This is a genomic window from Candidatus Pelagibacter bacterium nBUS_28, from assembly GCF_051200915.1.
In the GTDB taxonomy this organism is placed as follows: Bacteria; Pseudomonadota; Alphaproteobacteria; order Pelagibacterales; family Pelagibacteraceae; genus Pelagibacter.
The window spans coordinates 536,140-550,654 of sequence record NZ_CP172844.1 but is presented as its reverse complement, the minus strand read 5'-3'; the positions used below and the strand labels follow the sequence as shown (position 1 = coordinate 550,654).

At 26.6% G+C, this 14,515-nt stretch carries 15 protein-coding genes; 3 read left to right on the top strand and 12 right to left on the bottom strand.

Features of this window, described 5'->3' with window-relative positions; all coding sequences use genetic code 11:
• Positions 1 to 14 precede the first annotated feature (14 nt).
• From ACIJYC_RS02850 to ACIJYC_RS02835, 4 genes are read right to left on the bottom strand one after another with little or no spacing between them, the layout of a single operon-like run.
• Complete coding sequence (locus ACIJYC_RS02850; protein WP_435167665.1) at positions 15 to 1,421, bottom strand: potassium transporter TrkG; 1,407 nt, start codon at positions 1,419 to 1,421, stop codon at positions 15 to 17.
• A gap of 6 nt (positions 1,422 to 1,427) precedes the next feature.
• The gene (gene trkA, locus ACIJYC_RS02845) at positions 1,428 to 2,819 is read right to left on the bottom strand and encodes a Trk system potassium transporter TrkA (RefSeq protein WP_435167662.1); all 1,392 of its coding nucleotides are present in this window, start codon (positions 2,817 to 2,819) and stop codon (positions 1,428 to 1,430) included.
• Between the two features lies 1 nt (position 2,820).
• Positions 2,821 to 4,176, bottom strand: coding sequence for a sigma-54-dependent transcriptional regulator (locus tag ACIJYC_RS02840; RefSeq protein ID WP_435167659.1), 1,356 nt, complete (start codon positions 4,174 to 4,176; stop codon positions 2,821 to 2,823).
• The gene (locus ACIJYC_RS02835) at positions 4,176 to 5,954 is read right to left on the bottom strand and encodes an ATP-binding protein (RefSeq protein ID WP_435167656.1); all 1,779 of its coding nucleotides are present in this window, start codon (positions 5,952 to 5,954) and stop codon (positions 4,176 to 4,178) included. The genes ACIJYC_RS02840 and ACIJYC_RS02835 overlap by 1 nt, the downstream gene beginning before the upstream one ends.
• A 24-nt stretch (positions 5,955 to 5,978) precedes the next feature.
• Between ACIJYC_RS02835 and ispF the strand changes: the two genes are divergently transcribed.
• Genes ispF through ACIJYC_RS02820 form a run of 3 tightly spaced genes read left to right on the top strand, consistent with a single transcriptional unit; the run spans position 5,979 to position 8,031 of the window.
• Positions 5,979 to 7,079 (top strand): 2-C-methyl-D-erythritol 2,4-cyclodiphosphate synthase, encoded by a 1,101-nt coding sequence (ispF, locus tag ACIJYC_RS02830; RefSeq protein WP_435167653.1) that lies wholly within the window; start codon positions 5,979 to 5,981, stop codon positions 7,077 to 7,079.
• The gene (locus ACIJYC_RS02825; RefSeq protein ID WP_435167650.1) at positions 7,076 to 7,567 is read left to right on the top strand and encodes a phosphatidylglycerophosphatase A family protein; all 492 of its coding nucleotides are present in this window, start codon (positions 7,076 to 7,078) and stop codon (positions 7,565 to 7,567) included. The genes ispF and ACIJYC_RS02825 overlap by 4 nt, the downstream gene beginning before the upstream one ends.
• Positions 7,567 to 8,031, top strand: a complete 465-nt coding sequence (locus ACIJYC_RS02820) for a CinA family protein (RefSeq protein WP_435167647.1) — start codon at positions 7,567 to 7,569, stop codon at positions 8,029 to 8,031. Before ACIJYC_RS02825 ends, ACIJYC_RS02820 begins: the two co-directional genes overlap by 1 nt.
• Here ACIJYC_RS02820 and ACIJYC_RS02815 read toward each other — a convergent pair whose 3' ends face one another.
• The 8 genes from ACIJYC_RS02815 to ACIJYC_RS02780 are packed head-to-tail and all read right to left on the bottom strand — an operon-like array spanning position 8,032 to position 14,483.
• Positions 8,032 to 8,487 (bottom strand): type II toxin-antitoxin system RatA family toxin, encoded by a 456-nt coding sequence (locus ACIJYC_RS02815; protein ID WP_435167644.1) that lies wholly within the window; start codon positions 8,485 to 8,487, stop codon positions 8,032 to 8,034. It abuts the gene before it with no gap.
• Positions 8,487 to 9,407 (bottom strand): lipoyl synthase, encoded by a 921-nt coding sequence (gene lipA, locus ACIJYC_RS02810; protein ID WP_435117930.1) that lies wholly within the window; start codon positions 9,405 to 9,407, stop codon positions 8,487 to 8,489. Before lipA ends, ACIJYC_RS02815 begins: the two co-directional genes overlap by 1 nt.
• On the bottom strand, positions 9,397 to 9,699 hold the full coding sequence (locus ACIJYC_RS02805; protein ID WP_435167641.1) for an FtsB family cell division protein: 303 nt from the start codon (positions 9,697 to 9,699) through the stop codon (positions 9,397 to 9,399). Before ACIJYC_RS02805 ends, lipA begins: the two co-directional genes overlap by 11 nt.
• Positions 9,699 to 10,955, bottom strand: coding sequence for a phosphopyruvate hydratase (gene eno, locus ACIJYC_RS02800; RefSeq protein ID WP_435167638.1), 1,257 nt, complete (start codon positions 10,953 to 10,955; stop codon positions 9,699 to 9,701). The genes ACIJYC_RS02805 and eno overlap by 1 nt, the downstream gene beginning before the upstream one ends.
• A complete protein-coding gene (gene kdsA, locus ACIJYC_RS02795; protein WP_435167635.1) occupies positions 10,955 to 11,779 on the bottom strand; it encodes a 3-deoxy-8-phosphooctulonate synthase in 825 nt (274 codons plus the stop codon). The genes eno and kdsA overlap by 1 nt, the downstream gene beginning before the upstream one ends.
• Positions 11,776 to 13,392 (bottom strand): CTP synthase, encoded by a 1,617-nt coding sequence (locus ACIJYC_RS02790; RefSeq protein ID WP_435167632.1) that lies wholly within the window; start codon positions 13,390 to 13,392, stop codon positions 11,776 to 11,778. Before ACIJYC_RS02790 ends, kdsA begins: the two co-directional genes overlap by 4 nt.
• 44 nt (positions 13,393 to 13,436) lie before the next feature.
• Positions 13,437 to 13,736, bottom strand: a complete 300-nt coding sequence (gene secG / locus ACIJYC_RS02785) for a preprotein translocase subunit SecG (RefSeq protein ID WP_435167629.1) — start codon at positions 13,734 to 13,736, stop codon at positions 13,437 to 13,439.
• A 6-nt stretch (positions 13,737 to 13,742) separates the two neighbouring features.
• Positions 13,743 to 14,483 carry a triose-phosphate isomerase gene (locus tag ACIJYC_RS02780; RefSeq protein ID WP_435167626.1) on the bottom strand — a complete coding sequence of 247 codons (741 nt, stop codon included), beginning with the start codon at positions 14,481 to 14,483 and terminating at the stop codon, positions 13,743 to 13,745.
• Between the last annotated feature and the right edge of the window lie 32 nt (positions 14,484 to 14,515).

Genomic DNA, 14,515 nt, shown 5'->3' with positions numbered 1-14,515 from the left:
TATATAATACTTAATTAGTATTTAAAAAGAAATTTTTTAGCCAGTAAAAGTAAAGATATAAGCTCAACTCTACCAATAATCATAAAAAAAATTAAAAAATATTTAGTTAAAAAATGTAAATCATTAAAGTTAAATTCACTTAAGCCATAAGCAGAAGAATTTACCGTATTCATTAAGGTCAAAACAGCCAGTTTAAATGAATTTTCAAAATTAATATCACTCAAACTTAATAATGAAGTCAGAATAAAAAGTGAGATAATAAAAATTACAATTGTTAAAAAATATTTATTAATTTCTTTAAAATCAAAATTAATTTTAGAAAATAATAACTTATTCATAAAAACATTTTTGGGTTTACTAAAAGATAAAATTTGATTTAAAGAATATTTGGTCAATGAATAGATTTTTAAAAATCTTAAACCAGAACTGGTAGAAAAAAAAGATCCACCAATTATTACCAAGATTAAATAAATAAAACTCAATTTTGATTGATCAAATTCTAATGAAACACCTATATTAGAAATACTACTAACCAGAGATAAAAAGCTATAAATAAAATCTGTATCAAAGCTAAAAAAAATAAAAAAAAATGTTACTGTAAACAAAAAATATAGAAATAAATGAATATCTTCATAAAAAAAATTAAGATTTTTGTTTCTCAAAAAAATTAGATTGTAGATAAAGAAAATACTAAAAAAAGAAACTAACATTAATAATGAAAAAATAATTATTTGACCTTCGTTAGTTAAAATTGATGAGAGATTATTTGATGACAAAAAACCACCTGAAGAAATAATAGTCATTGATAGATTAAGTGAGTGAAAAGTTCTTATATCAAAAATATTCAAGATAAAAAAAATTGATAAAGTTATGCAGAAATATAAAATAAATATCTTTATTGTTTGTTTTAAAACTTCACTACTATTAAATGATATAAAATTAGTGAGAGATTTTTTTAAACTATCATCATAGATATCTATTAAAAAAATAATTGAAAATAGAAAATATAAACCTCCTATCCACTGAATAGAAGATCTCCATAAAATTAAGCCTTGATCTATATGCTTTATGTTATCAAAAATTGTAAATCCTGTAGAAGTAAATCCTGAAACAGCTTCGAATAAAGAGTTTAAAAATGTTAAATTATAAATACTAAAATAAAATGGTAGTGACAGTATAATAGGTAGCAAAAGATATCCTAAAAATACTGTTAAAATTTTTTCAAATATGGAAGGTTTTTTATCAACTTCATTGATCTTATAAAATAGTAGCCCAATAATTAAAGATGAAATTAAACTAAAATAATACGTGTTAAGATTTAGATATAAATTAAAATAATAAGAATAAATAATGTTGAAAAAAGAAAAGACAGATACTAGGATAAAAAAAAAACCAAGATATTTAACTCTAAAAAGAGACATTTTTAATTATATAGAACTTATTCTAAATATATTTTCCACAACTGAAATAGAGTCTTTTTTGGCTAAGAAAACAACTCTATCATCTTTTTGAAACACAAAATTTGATCTAGGAATGACCACCTTATCATCACGCAAAACAGCGCCTATTCTTATCTCTTCAGGTAAGTTTGAATTTTTTAATTCTTTGTTAATTAATTCTGAAGTTTCAATAATTTCAGCTTCAATAACTTCATATTCACCATTAAGAATAGTGTAGGCTGTTTCGATCGTACCCTTGTGGATATGTTTTAAAATACTTGAAACTGTATTCATCCTAGGATCAATTAAATCATCTATCTTTAAAGAGTTTTGTAATAATGAATAATTTGGCTTGTTTATTAGGGCCATTGTTCTCTTATCATCAATTTTCTTGTCATCTTTTGCAAATTTTTCAACAAGAACACTCACCATTAAATTATCTTCATCATCATTTGTAAGTGCAAGCACCGTCTCTACTTCCTCTAAATTTGCTTCAATTAAAACCTCTTCATCAAGAGCATCCCCATTTATAATAATAGTATTATTTAGTTCGTTTGCTAAGAATTCTGAACGATCTTTATCTTTTTCAACAATCTTTACCCTTGCTGAGTCTAAGCTTTCTTCAAGATTTTTTGCAAGGTTAAATCCAATGTTTCCACCACCTACAATCAATATCTTTTTTGATACCTTTTCATTGTGTCCGAAAGCTTCAAGCGTTTGAGACGTTTGAGTAGAGTTGATAATAACATAAATTTTGTCACCTTTTTGAATATCGTCATTCTTTTTAGGAATTAAAAATTTATCCCCCCTAATTATACCAATTATATTAGCATCAAGATTTGGATGTTTTTTTGTTAGCTCATTAAGTTTAATATTAATTAAATTACAATTTTCATTTATCAAAATTTCTAATAATCTAATTCTATTGTCAGCAAAAGGTACACTGTCTAAAGCACCTGGTGCTTCCAATTTTCTTTGAATTGATTTTGCTATTTCTAATTCAGGTGAAATAATTACATCAATTGGTAAATTCTCTTTATTATAAACAGTTGTAAATTTTGGATTTAAATAATCTTGCGATCTAATTCTTGCAATTTTTTTTGGGATATTAAAGATAGAAAAAGCTATTTGACAAATAACCATATTAATTTCATCGTTACGCGTAACTGCTATAATCATGTCGGCTTCAGAAGCATCTGCTTTCTCTAAAATAGTTGGATACGTGGCTTTTCCAACTATAGCTTTAACGTCTAAGGAGTCATCTATTTTTTGGATATCTTCGCTAGATTGATCTATAACAGTAATAGAATGACCTTGTTCACTAAGCTGTTTGGCTATAGTAAAACCTACTCTACCCGCTCCACAGATAATTATATTCATTTTAATTAAATTCTTTAATTCCTAAACCTTTTAATTTTCTATGTAAGGCACTTCTTTCCATTCCAACAAAATTTGCTGTTTTTGAAATATTGCCATTAAATTTTTTAAGTTGGATAGTTAAATACTCTTTTTCAAACTTTTCTCTAGCCTCTTTTAATGGCACAGATAGGCTGTTTTCTGCAATTTGATCATCAAAATTATCAACTTTTAATGACTCTTTGATAATATTTGAAATTTTGTCTTTTGTGCCTGGTTGTAAAATCGCAATTCTTTCAATTAAATTTCTTAGCTCTCTAACATTTCCCTTCCAGTTATGATTTAAGATGTAGCTATTGTTCTCATCTATTTCTAACTCTTTAATATTATAATTTTCTGAAATTTTCTTTGAAAAATATTTTATTAATAATGGAATATCTGAAATTCTTTGGCTTAATGGTTCAATATTTATTTCAAATACATTTATTCTATGAAATAAATCTTCTCTAAAGTTGCCTATTTGAATTTCTTTTTTTAAATCTTTGCTTGATGAGCAAATTAATCTAACATCAACACTTACATCATTGTTTCCATTAACTCTTTTAAATTTTTGATCAATTAAAACTCTTAATATTTTTGATTGAATATCTAGTGGTATTTCAGAAATTTGATCTATAAGTAATGTACCTTTATTAGCTTTCTCGAGAGCACCATAAGATATAGATCCATTTTCTTTTTCTTCACCAAATAACTCTAATTCATATTTATTTGAGTCCAGCAATGCACCATTGAGCACGATAAACGAATTTTTATTTCGTAAAGATTTTTTATGTATCTTCCTAGCAATTAGTTCTTTTCCAGAGCCTGAGGGACCATAAATAAAAACTCTGCTCTCAGTTAAAGAAATCTTTTTTATTTGGTCAATTATATTAATTGTATTTTTACTATCTCCAATTAAGTCATAAGATGAAAATAATTTACTTTCGTACTCTTTATTTTGTTTTTTTAGATTATAATTTTCAACAGCACGACTTACAAAATTAAGTAATCTTTCTTGATCAAATGGTTTTTCAATAAATTCAAATGCGCCATGATGTAAAGATTTTATAGCCATTTCAATATTTGCATGACCAGAAATTATTATAACTGGTACATCTTTATTTTTAGTTTTAATGTGAGATAAAAGTTCAATGCCATCATTGTCTCCTTTGTCAAGTTTTACATCAAGTATAGCTACATCAGGTAACTTTTTATCTATTTCTGCTAGAGCTTGGTTATAATTAGCAGCAATTCTTGTTTTATAACCAGCGTCAATAATCAATTCATTAATAATATTTCTAATATCAGTATTATCGTCAACTATTAAAATTTCAGCACTCATTATTTAATTAAAGTAATTTTTATTATTGCACCATCTTCTTTAGATATAAATTCAATATTACCATTATGATCATTAATTATCTTGTTTACAATCGATAGACCAAGTCCCGTACCTTGTTTTTTTGTTGTAAAATATGGATTTAAAATTTCTTTAATATTACTCAAATCTTTAAAACCTATCCCACTATCATTGATAATAAGACTTATATGACTATTAAGATCATTTAGTTCAATAGCAATAATCTTTTTAAAATTAACAACTTTTTCAGTTTTTTGCTGAATACTTTCAATTGAATTTTTAATTAAATTGAGGAAAACTCTACTTAATTGTTCCTTGTCACTATTAAACAATATTTGTTTAATATTATTCTTAAACTCGATCTTAATTGTTTTGTCTAATTCTTGAAGTAATTCAATATTATCTTTCATTAAAATAACTAAATCATTTTTTTGAAATATAGGTTTTGGCATTCTCGCAAAATCAGAGAATTCATTAACTAATTTTTCTATTTGATTAATTTGATTATTAATAATCTTTAAATTTTCTTTAAAATTTTCTTTACTTTTTTCATCCAATTCATTTGAATATTTATTTTTTAATCTATCAATAGTTAATTGAATTGGAGTAAGTGGGTTTTTAATTTCATGAGCAAGTTTTCTTGCTAGATTACCCCAAGCTTCATGTTTTTCATTGATAATTAATTTATCTTGTTGATCTTTTAGTCGCTCAATCATTTGATTGAAATTTTTATTCAATATTTCTAAGTCTTTATCAGTTTTAACTTCAGGAACTTTTATATTTAAATTTCCTTTTCCAATTGAGGTGGAAGCTAAGATCAAATTATTAATAGATCTAAAAAATCTTGAAGAAAATCTAATTGCTATTGAAATAGATATAAATAATAAAAGAGATACAATAATAATATAAATGATCGCAAATGAAACTTTGATACCAGTACTTTTTTCTTCAACTGTATAATAAAAATTTATAGCTTCTTCTGACTCTGTTAAATATTTAGAAATATTTTCATCAAGATAATTAACAACATAAATAAATCTATCATCAAAATTTTGTAATCGCATTATAGCTGCAGATCTATTTTCAAAAGCGTTTATAATTTTTAAAGGACGGTCATCATCCAACACAAGATTAAGAGCTTGGTCTAGAGGGGGCATATAAGGATCATTATCTTCTAGGGTTGAAAATAATAATTTTTTTTGTCCGTCAATAATATGAATTTCATCAACTCTTCTAATTAGTTTTTGAGTTTTTAAAAATTTTTTATATTCTATGGTACTATTGTTTAAAAACTTTTTACTTTTATTAACATCAAAGGCTATAAGAATTATTTCTGATTGAACTTTATTTCTTACTTCATCAACATAATTTTTGGCTAATTCATAAGAATTGTTTACAACAGTGGTTATTTTTTTATCAAAATATTTTTCTAGAGCAAAAGAGAACAAAAATAATGAAAATATAGATATTAATAATGAAGGTATAAAGGTAAAAAGAGCAAAATAAGTTATATATTTTTTATTTGACTTAAGTCCATCTTTATCAATATCGTTTTTAATTGCTTTTTTAATTTCTAAAAAAATAAATACAAAGAGAAGTATTAATAAAAAAATATTTAAAATTAATAAAAATTGTAAATTTTGATCTGATAACTTGATTAAACCCTTATCAATAAAAGTTAAAAAGGTTAAAAAACCTACAGATAATGTGATAATAAATAGGAATATTAAATATATGTTTTTTTTGATAAAATCGTTCATTCTTAAAAAATAATCACCTAAATGATGAATAATTATTTTATAATACTTGCCTCTGGACAAAGCAAAAGGTTTAATTCAAATAAACCAAAGCAATATATTACTTATAGAAATAAAGCTCTTTTTGAACATTCTTTGGATAAAGCCGTAAAATCAAAACTTTTTAAAAAAATTATTTTAGTTGTTAGCGATAAAAAACAAATCAAAAAAAAATATTCTAAAGATATTGAAATTATTAAAGGTGGCAAAGAAAGATCAGAATCCTCTCTAATTGCCTTAAAATATATTAAAAAATTTAGTCCTAATAATGTTTTAATTCATGATGCAGCAAGACCCAATTTTACTATCGGTCTTTTAAATAAATTAATTAATTCTCTAAAAAAGAATAAAGCATCTGTTCCTGTTATTTTTTCTAAAGACTCAATTAAATATAAAGTTAAAAATCAATTGTTTAATCTTAATAGAAAAAATTCTTATTTAACGCAAACTCCTCAAGCATTTAAATTCAAAGACATTTATGATTTGTCTATAAAACAAAAAAATATAATTCAAGATGAGGCAACACTATTTGTCGATAATAATTTGAAAATTAATTTCATTAAGGGTGAAGCTTTAAATAATAAGATTACTTTTAAAGAAGATATTATTAATACAAAAACCTATTATGGTATTGGATTTGATATTCATAGATTGATAAAAGATAAAAAACTTTATTTAGGTGGGGTTAAAATCCCCTTTCATTCAGGTTTAAAAGGTCATTCAGATGGAGATGTAATTTTACATTCAATAATTGATGCACTATTGGGTGCGATGAGAAAAAAAGATATAGGAACTTTTTTTCCAGATAATAAAAAAAAATTTAAAAATATTAGATCGCCAAAAATGCTAAAACCTATTGTTGATATCTTAAATAGAAGTAATTTCTATATTAATAATTTAGATATCAATTTGATATGTGAGCAACCTAAAGTTTCCAAATATAGAAATAAAATAATAAGCTCTTTATCAAATCTATTAAATTTAGATAAAGATTTAATTAATTTAAAAGGTAAAACAGTTGAAAAATTAGGATTAATTGGAAAGGAAAAAGCAATAGCTTGTGAAGTTATTTGCTCAATATCAGAATGAAGAAAATAAATGTACTAATATCAACTTTCTTCGGTTATGGTTATTTAACCAAGATACCAGGAACTGTTACATCGTTAGTTGCGACTGTATTTATTTATATTGCATATGAATACCTTGGATACACAGATCTTAAATTTTCAATAATTTTTTTTACTCTTTTATTTTTCTATTCTTTTTATGCAGTTAAAGATGCAGAAAGTGAGTTTAAGAATAAAGATCCTAGACAAATAGTTATTGATGAAGTTTTAGGTCAAGCCATGCCTTTAATATTGTTGTTATATTTAAACCAAAACAGTCAACTAGGTATGCAAATTGAAATATATTATATTTTGTCATTCGTATTCTTTAGGTTTTTTGATATTTTAAAGCCTTTTCCAGTTAGCTATTTTGATAAAAATTTTAAAAATTACTTTGGAATAATCATGGATGATATAATGGCTGGATTGTATTCAATGTTATTAATTTACCTAATAAGTCTTAAATTCTAATGAGTATTCAGCTTCTCCATAAAAAATTAATTAATAAAAAGTTAACTATATCTGTGGCTGAGTCTTGTACGGGTGGGTTATTGGCTCATAATTTAACTAAATTAGCCAACTCATCAAAATATTTTCAAATGGGGCTAACCATCTACTCCAATCAAGCTAAAATTAAAATTTTAAAAGTAAATAAAAACATAATTAAAAAATATGGAGCTGTAAGTAAAGAGTGTTGTAAATCTATGGTCCAAAATTTATCTAAAATTTCAAAAAGTAAAATAAACGTTTCTATTACTGGAATAGCAGGACCTGGTGGTGCTTTAAAAAATAAACCAATAGGTTTGGTTTATATTGGTATTAAAAAAGGTAAAACCTTAATTGTTAAAGAAAATAGATTTAAATCAAATAACCGTAATTCTATTCAAAAATTAACAGTTAGAGAAGTGATTAAGATAGTTTTTAATTTAATTTAATTACTTTTCTATTGGTCTATAAAGATCTTCTGCTCTTTTTTGAAAAGCATCTGCTATCTTATTCAAACCAAACTCGAAAGACTTAGACATCAAAACATTTAAGAATTTATTCTCGATTTCAAAATCAATATCAAAAGAAATTTCAGTGCCCCCTTTTGTTTCATTAAAATTCCAATTATTTTCTAAGTGACTTAATGGGCCGCCAATATTGGTTACATTTATAGTACTGTTCTCTTTGTCAAATTTTACATCACTTTTGTATGTATCTTTAAATGGTCCTTTACCAATGGTAAGATCAGCAATAATTAAAATTTGATTACCTTCTTTATTTCTTTCATAAACATGTGAGTCCAAACAAAAAGGGACAAACTCTGGATATTTTTCAATATCAAGAACTAAATCAACAAGTTGATTTTTTTTACATTCAATTAATCTCTTAACTGATGCTTTAGGCATTAATGTTTGTTTAATCTATTTTGTTGAAGTTGAGCAAAATCTTCATCAGCATGATACGAAGATCTTGTTAATGGTGATGAAGAAACTAGTAAAAATCCTTTTGCTTTAGCTATTGTTCCTAAATCATCAAATTCTTTTGGAGTATAATATCTATCAAGCGGATGGTGTTTTGTTGATGGCTGAAGATATTGACCAATAGTTAAAAAATCTACATCTGCAGCTTTCAAGTCATCCATAACTTGTAAAATTTCATCTCTACTTTCACCTAGTCCAACCATAATTCCAGATTTAGTAAAAACATTTTTATTAACTTGTTTGGCATTTTTCAAAAGTTCTAGAGATGAAAAATATCTTGAGCCAGGTCTTACTTTTAAATAAAGGCTTGGTACAGTTTCGATATTATGATTAAAAACATCTGGGTTTGCATCCAAAACTCTTTTAAAAGAATCTCCTTTTCTCAAAAAATCAGGTGTTAATACTTCAATTGTAGTATTTGGATTTTGTTTTCTTGTTTGATTTATTGTTTCAAAAAAATGTTCTGAACCACCATCATCTAGATCATCTCTATCAACGGATGTTATCACAACATGTTTTAAATTTAATTTTTTAACAGCTTCTGCAATTTTAATTGGCTCTAATTGATCTAGTTTTCGAGGTAAACCAGTTTTAACATCACAGAATGCACATGCTCTAGTACAAGTATCTCCCATTATCATAAATGTTGCATGTCTTTTACTCCAACACTCGGTAATGTTTGGGCAATTAGCTTCCTGGCAAACAGTTACTAAATTATTATTATTTACAATTGTTTTTGTTAAGAAAAACTCTTTACTATTTACAAGCTTAGATCTTATCCAATCTGGTTTTTTCTTGATCGGATTAATTGGTTTGTTTTGTTTTTCTGGATGTCTAGTTTTCATTGTTTTTAATTATATAAATCGTCTCGCCTTCTTTTCCAAACAAAAATCTTTCTCTTATTAGTGTTTCAACATAATCAAGATCTAAATTAGTGCTTAGTAAAGTATTTTTATGTTCTAAATCATTTATTTTATTAACTAAGGATAATTCTTCGGTTTTCAAGTTGGACAAAAGTTCTTTTTTTTCAATAAATGAAAAAAGACCCCTTTCACCTGATACAAGATTAAAAGCAAAGTAAAAAATCAAAAAAATAGATACTAATAAAAAATAATTCCTTTTTATTAATCTAAGCATTAATTGATTTTATTCATCCTCGCCTTTTTTCCAAGTTCTTCTTCAATACGAATTAATTGATTATATTTAGCTACTCTTTCGGATCTTGCTAATGATCCAGTTTTAATTTGATTAGAGTTTGTCCCAACTGCCAAATCTGCAATAAATGTGTCCTCACTCTCTCCTGATCGATGAGATATGATTGTTTTATATCCTATAGTTTGAGCAAATTTTATCACATCTAAGGTCTCAGATACTGTGCCAATTTGATTGAGTTTAATTAAAATTGAATTTGATGAAATATTTAAAAAACCTTTTTTAAGTCTTTCAAGGTTTGTTACATACAAATCATCTCCAACGATTTGAACATCTTTTACTGATTTCATTAATTTATTCCAAGCCAGCCAATCATTTTCTGCAAAAGGATCTTCGATTGATTTTATCTTATATTTGTTAATAATTTTTTGATATTCTTTGATAGATTTTTCAACTGAAATATAACTTTTAGAATGAATGGAGTATTTATTCTTTTTAAATAATTCATTGGCTGCAACATCAAGACATATGGAAACATCTTTACCGTTTTTAAAACCTGCTTTTTTAATTGCAGAAACAATTAAATCTAGCGCCTGATTATTACTACTGATCATTGGAGCAAAACCACCTTCATCACCAACAGATGTCGATAACCCCTTATCTTTAATTAGCTTACTTAGACTTTTAATAACTAAAAAACAAACTCTCATTGCTTCTGAGAAACTTTTTACACGATCAGGTCTGATCATAAATTCTTGAATTCTAAGACCATTGTTAGCGTGTGCCCCACCATTAATTATATTCATTAGAGGGTATGGTAGTTGAAAATTATTTTTAACAGTAAATGTTTTATATAATGGAATTTTTTTTATTTTAGCTGAAAGTTTTTTAACAGCCATAGAAACAGCCAACATTGCATTTGCCCCAAGATTTGTTTTTTGTCTTGTGCCATCAAGGTTAATTAAAAGGGTGTCAATTCGTTCTTGATTATGAATATTTTGACCTTTTAATTTTTTTGAAATTTTTGTATTAACTAAATTTACAACACTAAAAACACTTTTTCCTAAATATCTTTTATTGTTTTTGTCTCTTTTTTCATAAGCCTCAAAAGTTCCAGTAGATGCGCCAGAGGGACAAATGGCTGATGCGCTATTATTCTTTACATAGACTTCAGCTTCAACAGTTGGATTACCTCTGCTATCAAAAACTTGTCTTGCTTTTACTTTTAAGATTTTGCTCACTACTTTTTAATTAAATTATCAATATCAGTTAATTGTTTAAGTAAATTTTCTAACTTATCTAAAGGAACCATGTTTGGACCATCTGAAGGAGCATTATCAGGATCTTGATGAGTTTCAATAAACACTCCTGCAACTCCTACTGCAACTGCAGCTCTTGCTAAATATTCAACAAACTCTCTTTGTCCACCAGAAGATTCACCCTGACCACCTGGTTGTTGTACTGAATGTGTTGCATCAAAAATTACTGGATAGCCATTCTTTGCCATGATCGGTAATGATCTCATATCCGATACTAAAGTATTATATCCAAAGCTAGCTCCTCTTTCTGTAACTAAAATATTTTCATTTCCAGAGTCTGCTATTTTTTTAGTAACATTAACCATGTCCCATGGAGCTAAGAACTGTCCCTTTTTAACATTTATAATTTTATTAGTTTTTGCAGCAGCAATTAGAAGATCTGTCTGTCTGCATAAAAATGCTGGTATTTGTAAAATATCAACATGATCTTTTAATAACAGACATTGCTCTGCGTTATGAATGTCAGTTAAAATTGGAACATTCAATTCTTTTTTAATTTTATCAAACACTGGAAGGGATGCTTCTAAACCAGCTCCTCTTTGACCTTTTAGACTAGTTCTATTAGCTTTATCGAAAGAAGTTTTATAAATAAATCCAAGATCAAATTTTTTTGTAATTTCTTGAATTTTACCTGCCATGTCCATTGCATGTTGTTCTGTTTCTAGCTGACATGGTCCAGCAATAATACAAATTTTATTATTATTTGAAATTTCTATATTTCCACAATTTACTTTTTTGCTACTCATTTATGATTTTTTGCTGCCTTGATAAATGATGAGAATAAAGGATGAGGGGCTAAAGGTCTAGATTTAAATTCTGGGTGAAATTGAACTCCTATAAACCATGGGTGATTTTTTAACTCTATAATCTCAGGTAACTTATTATCAGGCGATAAACCAGAAAAAATCATCCCTTTTTTTTCAAACTTATCTTTATAAGCTATGTTCACTTCATATCTATGTCTGTGTCTCTCTTTAATCAATTTTGATTTATAAATTTTTCTGATTTGTGAATTATCCCTAAGCTTGGCATCGTAGGAACCTAATCTCATTGTCCCACCTAAATCTTTATCAGTTCCTTTAATCATCTTTCCATCTTTGGTCCATTCATTAATTAATCCAATTATAGGTAAACCTTTTTTATCAAATTCACTTGATGTAGCATTTTTTAAATTTAATTGATTCCTTGCAAATTCAATAATTGCCATTTGCATTCCATAACAAATACCTAAGAAAGGTATCTTATTTAATCTAGCATATTTGATTGCCTCAATTTTTCCATCGGTTCCTCTTTTTCCAAATCCACCAGGAATTAATATTCCTGAAATATTTTTGAGTTTTTTCTTAATTTCTGAAACTTTTAATTTTTCAGAGTCTATTCTAATTAGATTGACCTTTACTTTATTATCTATTCCACCATGAGTTAATGCTTCATCTAAGGATTTATAAGCATCCTTTAATTCTACATACTTACCAATGATTGCAATATTTACTTGTTTTTTATTATTAAAAATAATTTTAGTAATTTTTTTCCAAGGATTTAAATTTGCTGGTTTTTTTGATTTTAATTTAAAATAACTTAAAACTTGAAGATCAAGTTTTTCTCTAAAAAAACTCATAGGAGCTTCATAAATAGTTCGAACATCAACAGTTTCAATTACATTTTTAATATCGACATTACAAAATAATGAAATTTTCTTTCTGTGATCAAGTGGTATTGATCTTTCTGATCTACAAATTATTATATCTGGCTGAATTCCAATGCTTCTTAATTCTTTAACAGAATGTTGGGTCGGCTTTGTTTTTATTTCATCGGAAGCTTTTAAATAAGGTACTAATGTTAAATGAATGAATAATGCATTTTTTTTACCAACATCATTTGCAAATTGTCTGATCGCTTCAACAAATGGTAAACTTTCTATATCCCCTACTATTCCTCCAATTTCACAAATTACAAAGTCTTCTTTTGAAGAGTCATTTTTAATAAACTGTTTTATTCGATCAGTGATGTGTGGAATTACTTGTACTGTCTTTCCTAAATACTCGCCTTTTCTTTCTTTTTTAAGAACATCGCTATAAATTTTTCCTGTTGTAATATTGTCAGAATTTTTTGCTGATACTCCAGAAAACCTCTCATAATGACCTAGATCTAAATCAGTCTCTGCACCATCATCAGTTACATAAACCTCACCATGTTGAAATGGGCTCATTGTTCCTGGGTCTACATTGAGATATGGATCTAATTTTCTTAACCTGACTTTATAACCTCTAGATTGTAATAAATAAGCTAGCGATGCTGAAGAGAGACCTTTTCCTAAGGAAGATACCACGCCGCCGGTGACAAATATATATCGCGCCATGGAGTTATCTTATAGCGAATAAATTTGAAATTGGAAAGTATAAATTAATTATTTTCAGGAATTGAAGGTGTATCTTCTGTCTTTTCTTCAATAGTATCTAAAACTGAACTTGATGGTGTTAATTCAGCTCTTGAAATAATAGTTAATGCCAAACTACATATAATAAATAATGTAGCTACTATCGCTGTTGCTTTAGTCATAAAACCACCTGCTGATCTTGATAGCATAAAATTTTCTTGAGAAACTCCTATGCCCAGGGCTCCTCCTTCAGATCTCTGCAAAAGTATCAAAGACACCAAGATTAAAGCTAAGATGATGTTAATTACTAACAGTACGTTTTCCATGAGGGGTTAATTAAAGGTTTTTTTAATTATATCAATAAATTTTTTTGAACTTTGGGAAGCTCCACCAATCAAAAAACCGTCAATAACACTGATATCTTTTAGTTGGGCAATATTTTTGCTGTTTACAGAGCCACCATATAAAACTTTTGGGGTTTTTTTTGTAAATTTATTTTTAATAAATGAAATCGATTTTAATAAATCGTTTGATTTTGGAACTAAACCAGTGCCAATAGACCATACGGGTTCATAAGCTATAATAATATCTGAAGTATCTTTAATAGACTTTAGTCCATTATTAATTTGTTTTGCTAAAACTTTGTTAGTTATTTTTTTTCTTTTTTCACTAAGTGTTTCTCCAATACAAAAGATAATTTTTAATTTTGACTTAATTGCACTTTTAATTTTTAAATTAATTAATTTGTCAGTTTCACCAGATTGTCTGTTTTCTGAATGTCCTAGAATAACATATTTGGCTCCAACATTTTTTAACATTTTTGAGTTAACATGACCTGTGTAAGCCCCATAGTCATCACACTCATGACAATTTTGTGCTCCAACTTCAAGATTTGTTTTTTTTAACCGTTTTGATAATGGGCGTATAAGAGTATTTGGTGGACAATAAATAATTCTTAGCTTGGTATTTTTAATATTTTTTGAAAATTTTACTACATTATCAAGTGAATTTAATGTTCTTAAATCACCAAACATTTTCCAATTAGCTATAAAATACATATATTTATTTGTCATAATTGAAATTTTAATCTATAGATTTGTTTTTT

Excerpts from the sequence above, each read along its gene's own strand:
- ACIJYC_RS02850 (WP_435167665.1), bottom strand. The coding sequence starts at position 1,421 with ATGTCTCTTTTTAGAGTTAAATATCTTGGTTTTTTTTTTATCCTAGTA.
- trkA (WP_435167662.1), bottom strand. The coding sequence starts at position 2,819 with ATGAATATAATTATCTGTGGAGCGGGTAGAGTAGGTTTTACTATAGCC.
- ACIJYC_RS02840 (WP_435167659.1), bottom strand. The coding sequence starts at position 4,176 with ATGAGTGCTGAAATTTTAATAGTTGACGATAATACTGATATTAGAAAT.
- ACIJYC_RS02835 (WP_435167656.1), bottom strand. The coding sequence starts at position 5,954 with ATGAACGATTTTATCAAAAAAAACATATATTTAATATTCCTATTTATT.
- ispF (WP_435167653.1), top strand. The coding sequence starts at position 5,979 with ATGAATAATTATTTTATAATACTTGCCTCTGGACAAAGCAAAAGGTTT.
- ACIJYC_RS02825 (WP_435167650.1), top strand. The coding sequence starts at position 7,076 with ATGAAGAAAATAAATGTACTAATATCAACTTTCTTCGGTTATGGTTAT.
- ACIJYC_RS02820 (WP_435167647.1), top strand. The coding sequence starts at position 7,567 with ATGAGTATTCAGCTTCTCCATAAAAAATTAATTAATAAAAAGTTAACT.
- ACIJYC_RS02815 (WP_435167644.1), bottom strand. The coding sequence starts at position 8,487 with ATGCCTAAAGCATCAGTTAAGAGATTAATTGAATGTAAAAAAAATCAA.
- lipA (WP_435117930.1), bottom strand. The coding sequence starts at position 9,407 with ATGAAAACTAGACATCCAGAAAAACAAAACAAACCAATTAATCCGATC.
- ACIJYC_RS02805 (WP_435167641.1), bottom strand. The coding sequence starts at position 9,699 with ATGCTTAGATTAATAAAAAGGAATTATTTTTTATTAGTATCTATTTTT.
- kdsA (WP_435167635.1), bottom strand. The coding sequence starts at position 11,779 with ATGAGTAGCAAAAAAGTAAATTGTGGAAATATAGAAATTTCAAATAAT.
- ACIJYC_RS02790 (WP_435167632.1), bottom strand. The coding sequence starts at position 13,392 with ATGGCGCGATATATATTTGTCACCGGCGGCGTGGTATCTTCCTTAGGA.
- secG (WP_435167629.1), bottom strand. The coding sequence starts at position 13,736 with ATGGAAAACGTACTGTTAGTAATTAACATCATCTTAGCTTTAATCTTG.
- ACIJYC_RS02780 (WP_435167626.1), bottom strand. The coding sequence starts at position 14,483 with ATGACAAATAAATATATGTATTTTATAGCTAATTGGAAAATGTTTGGT.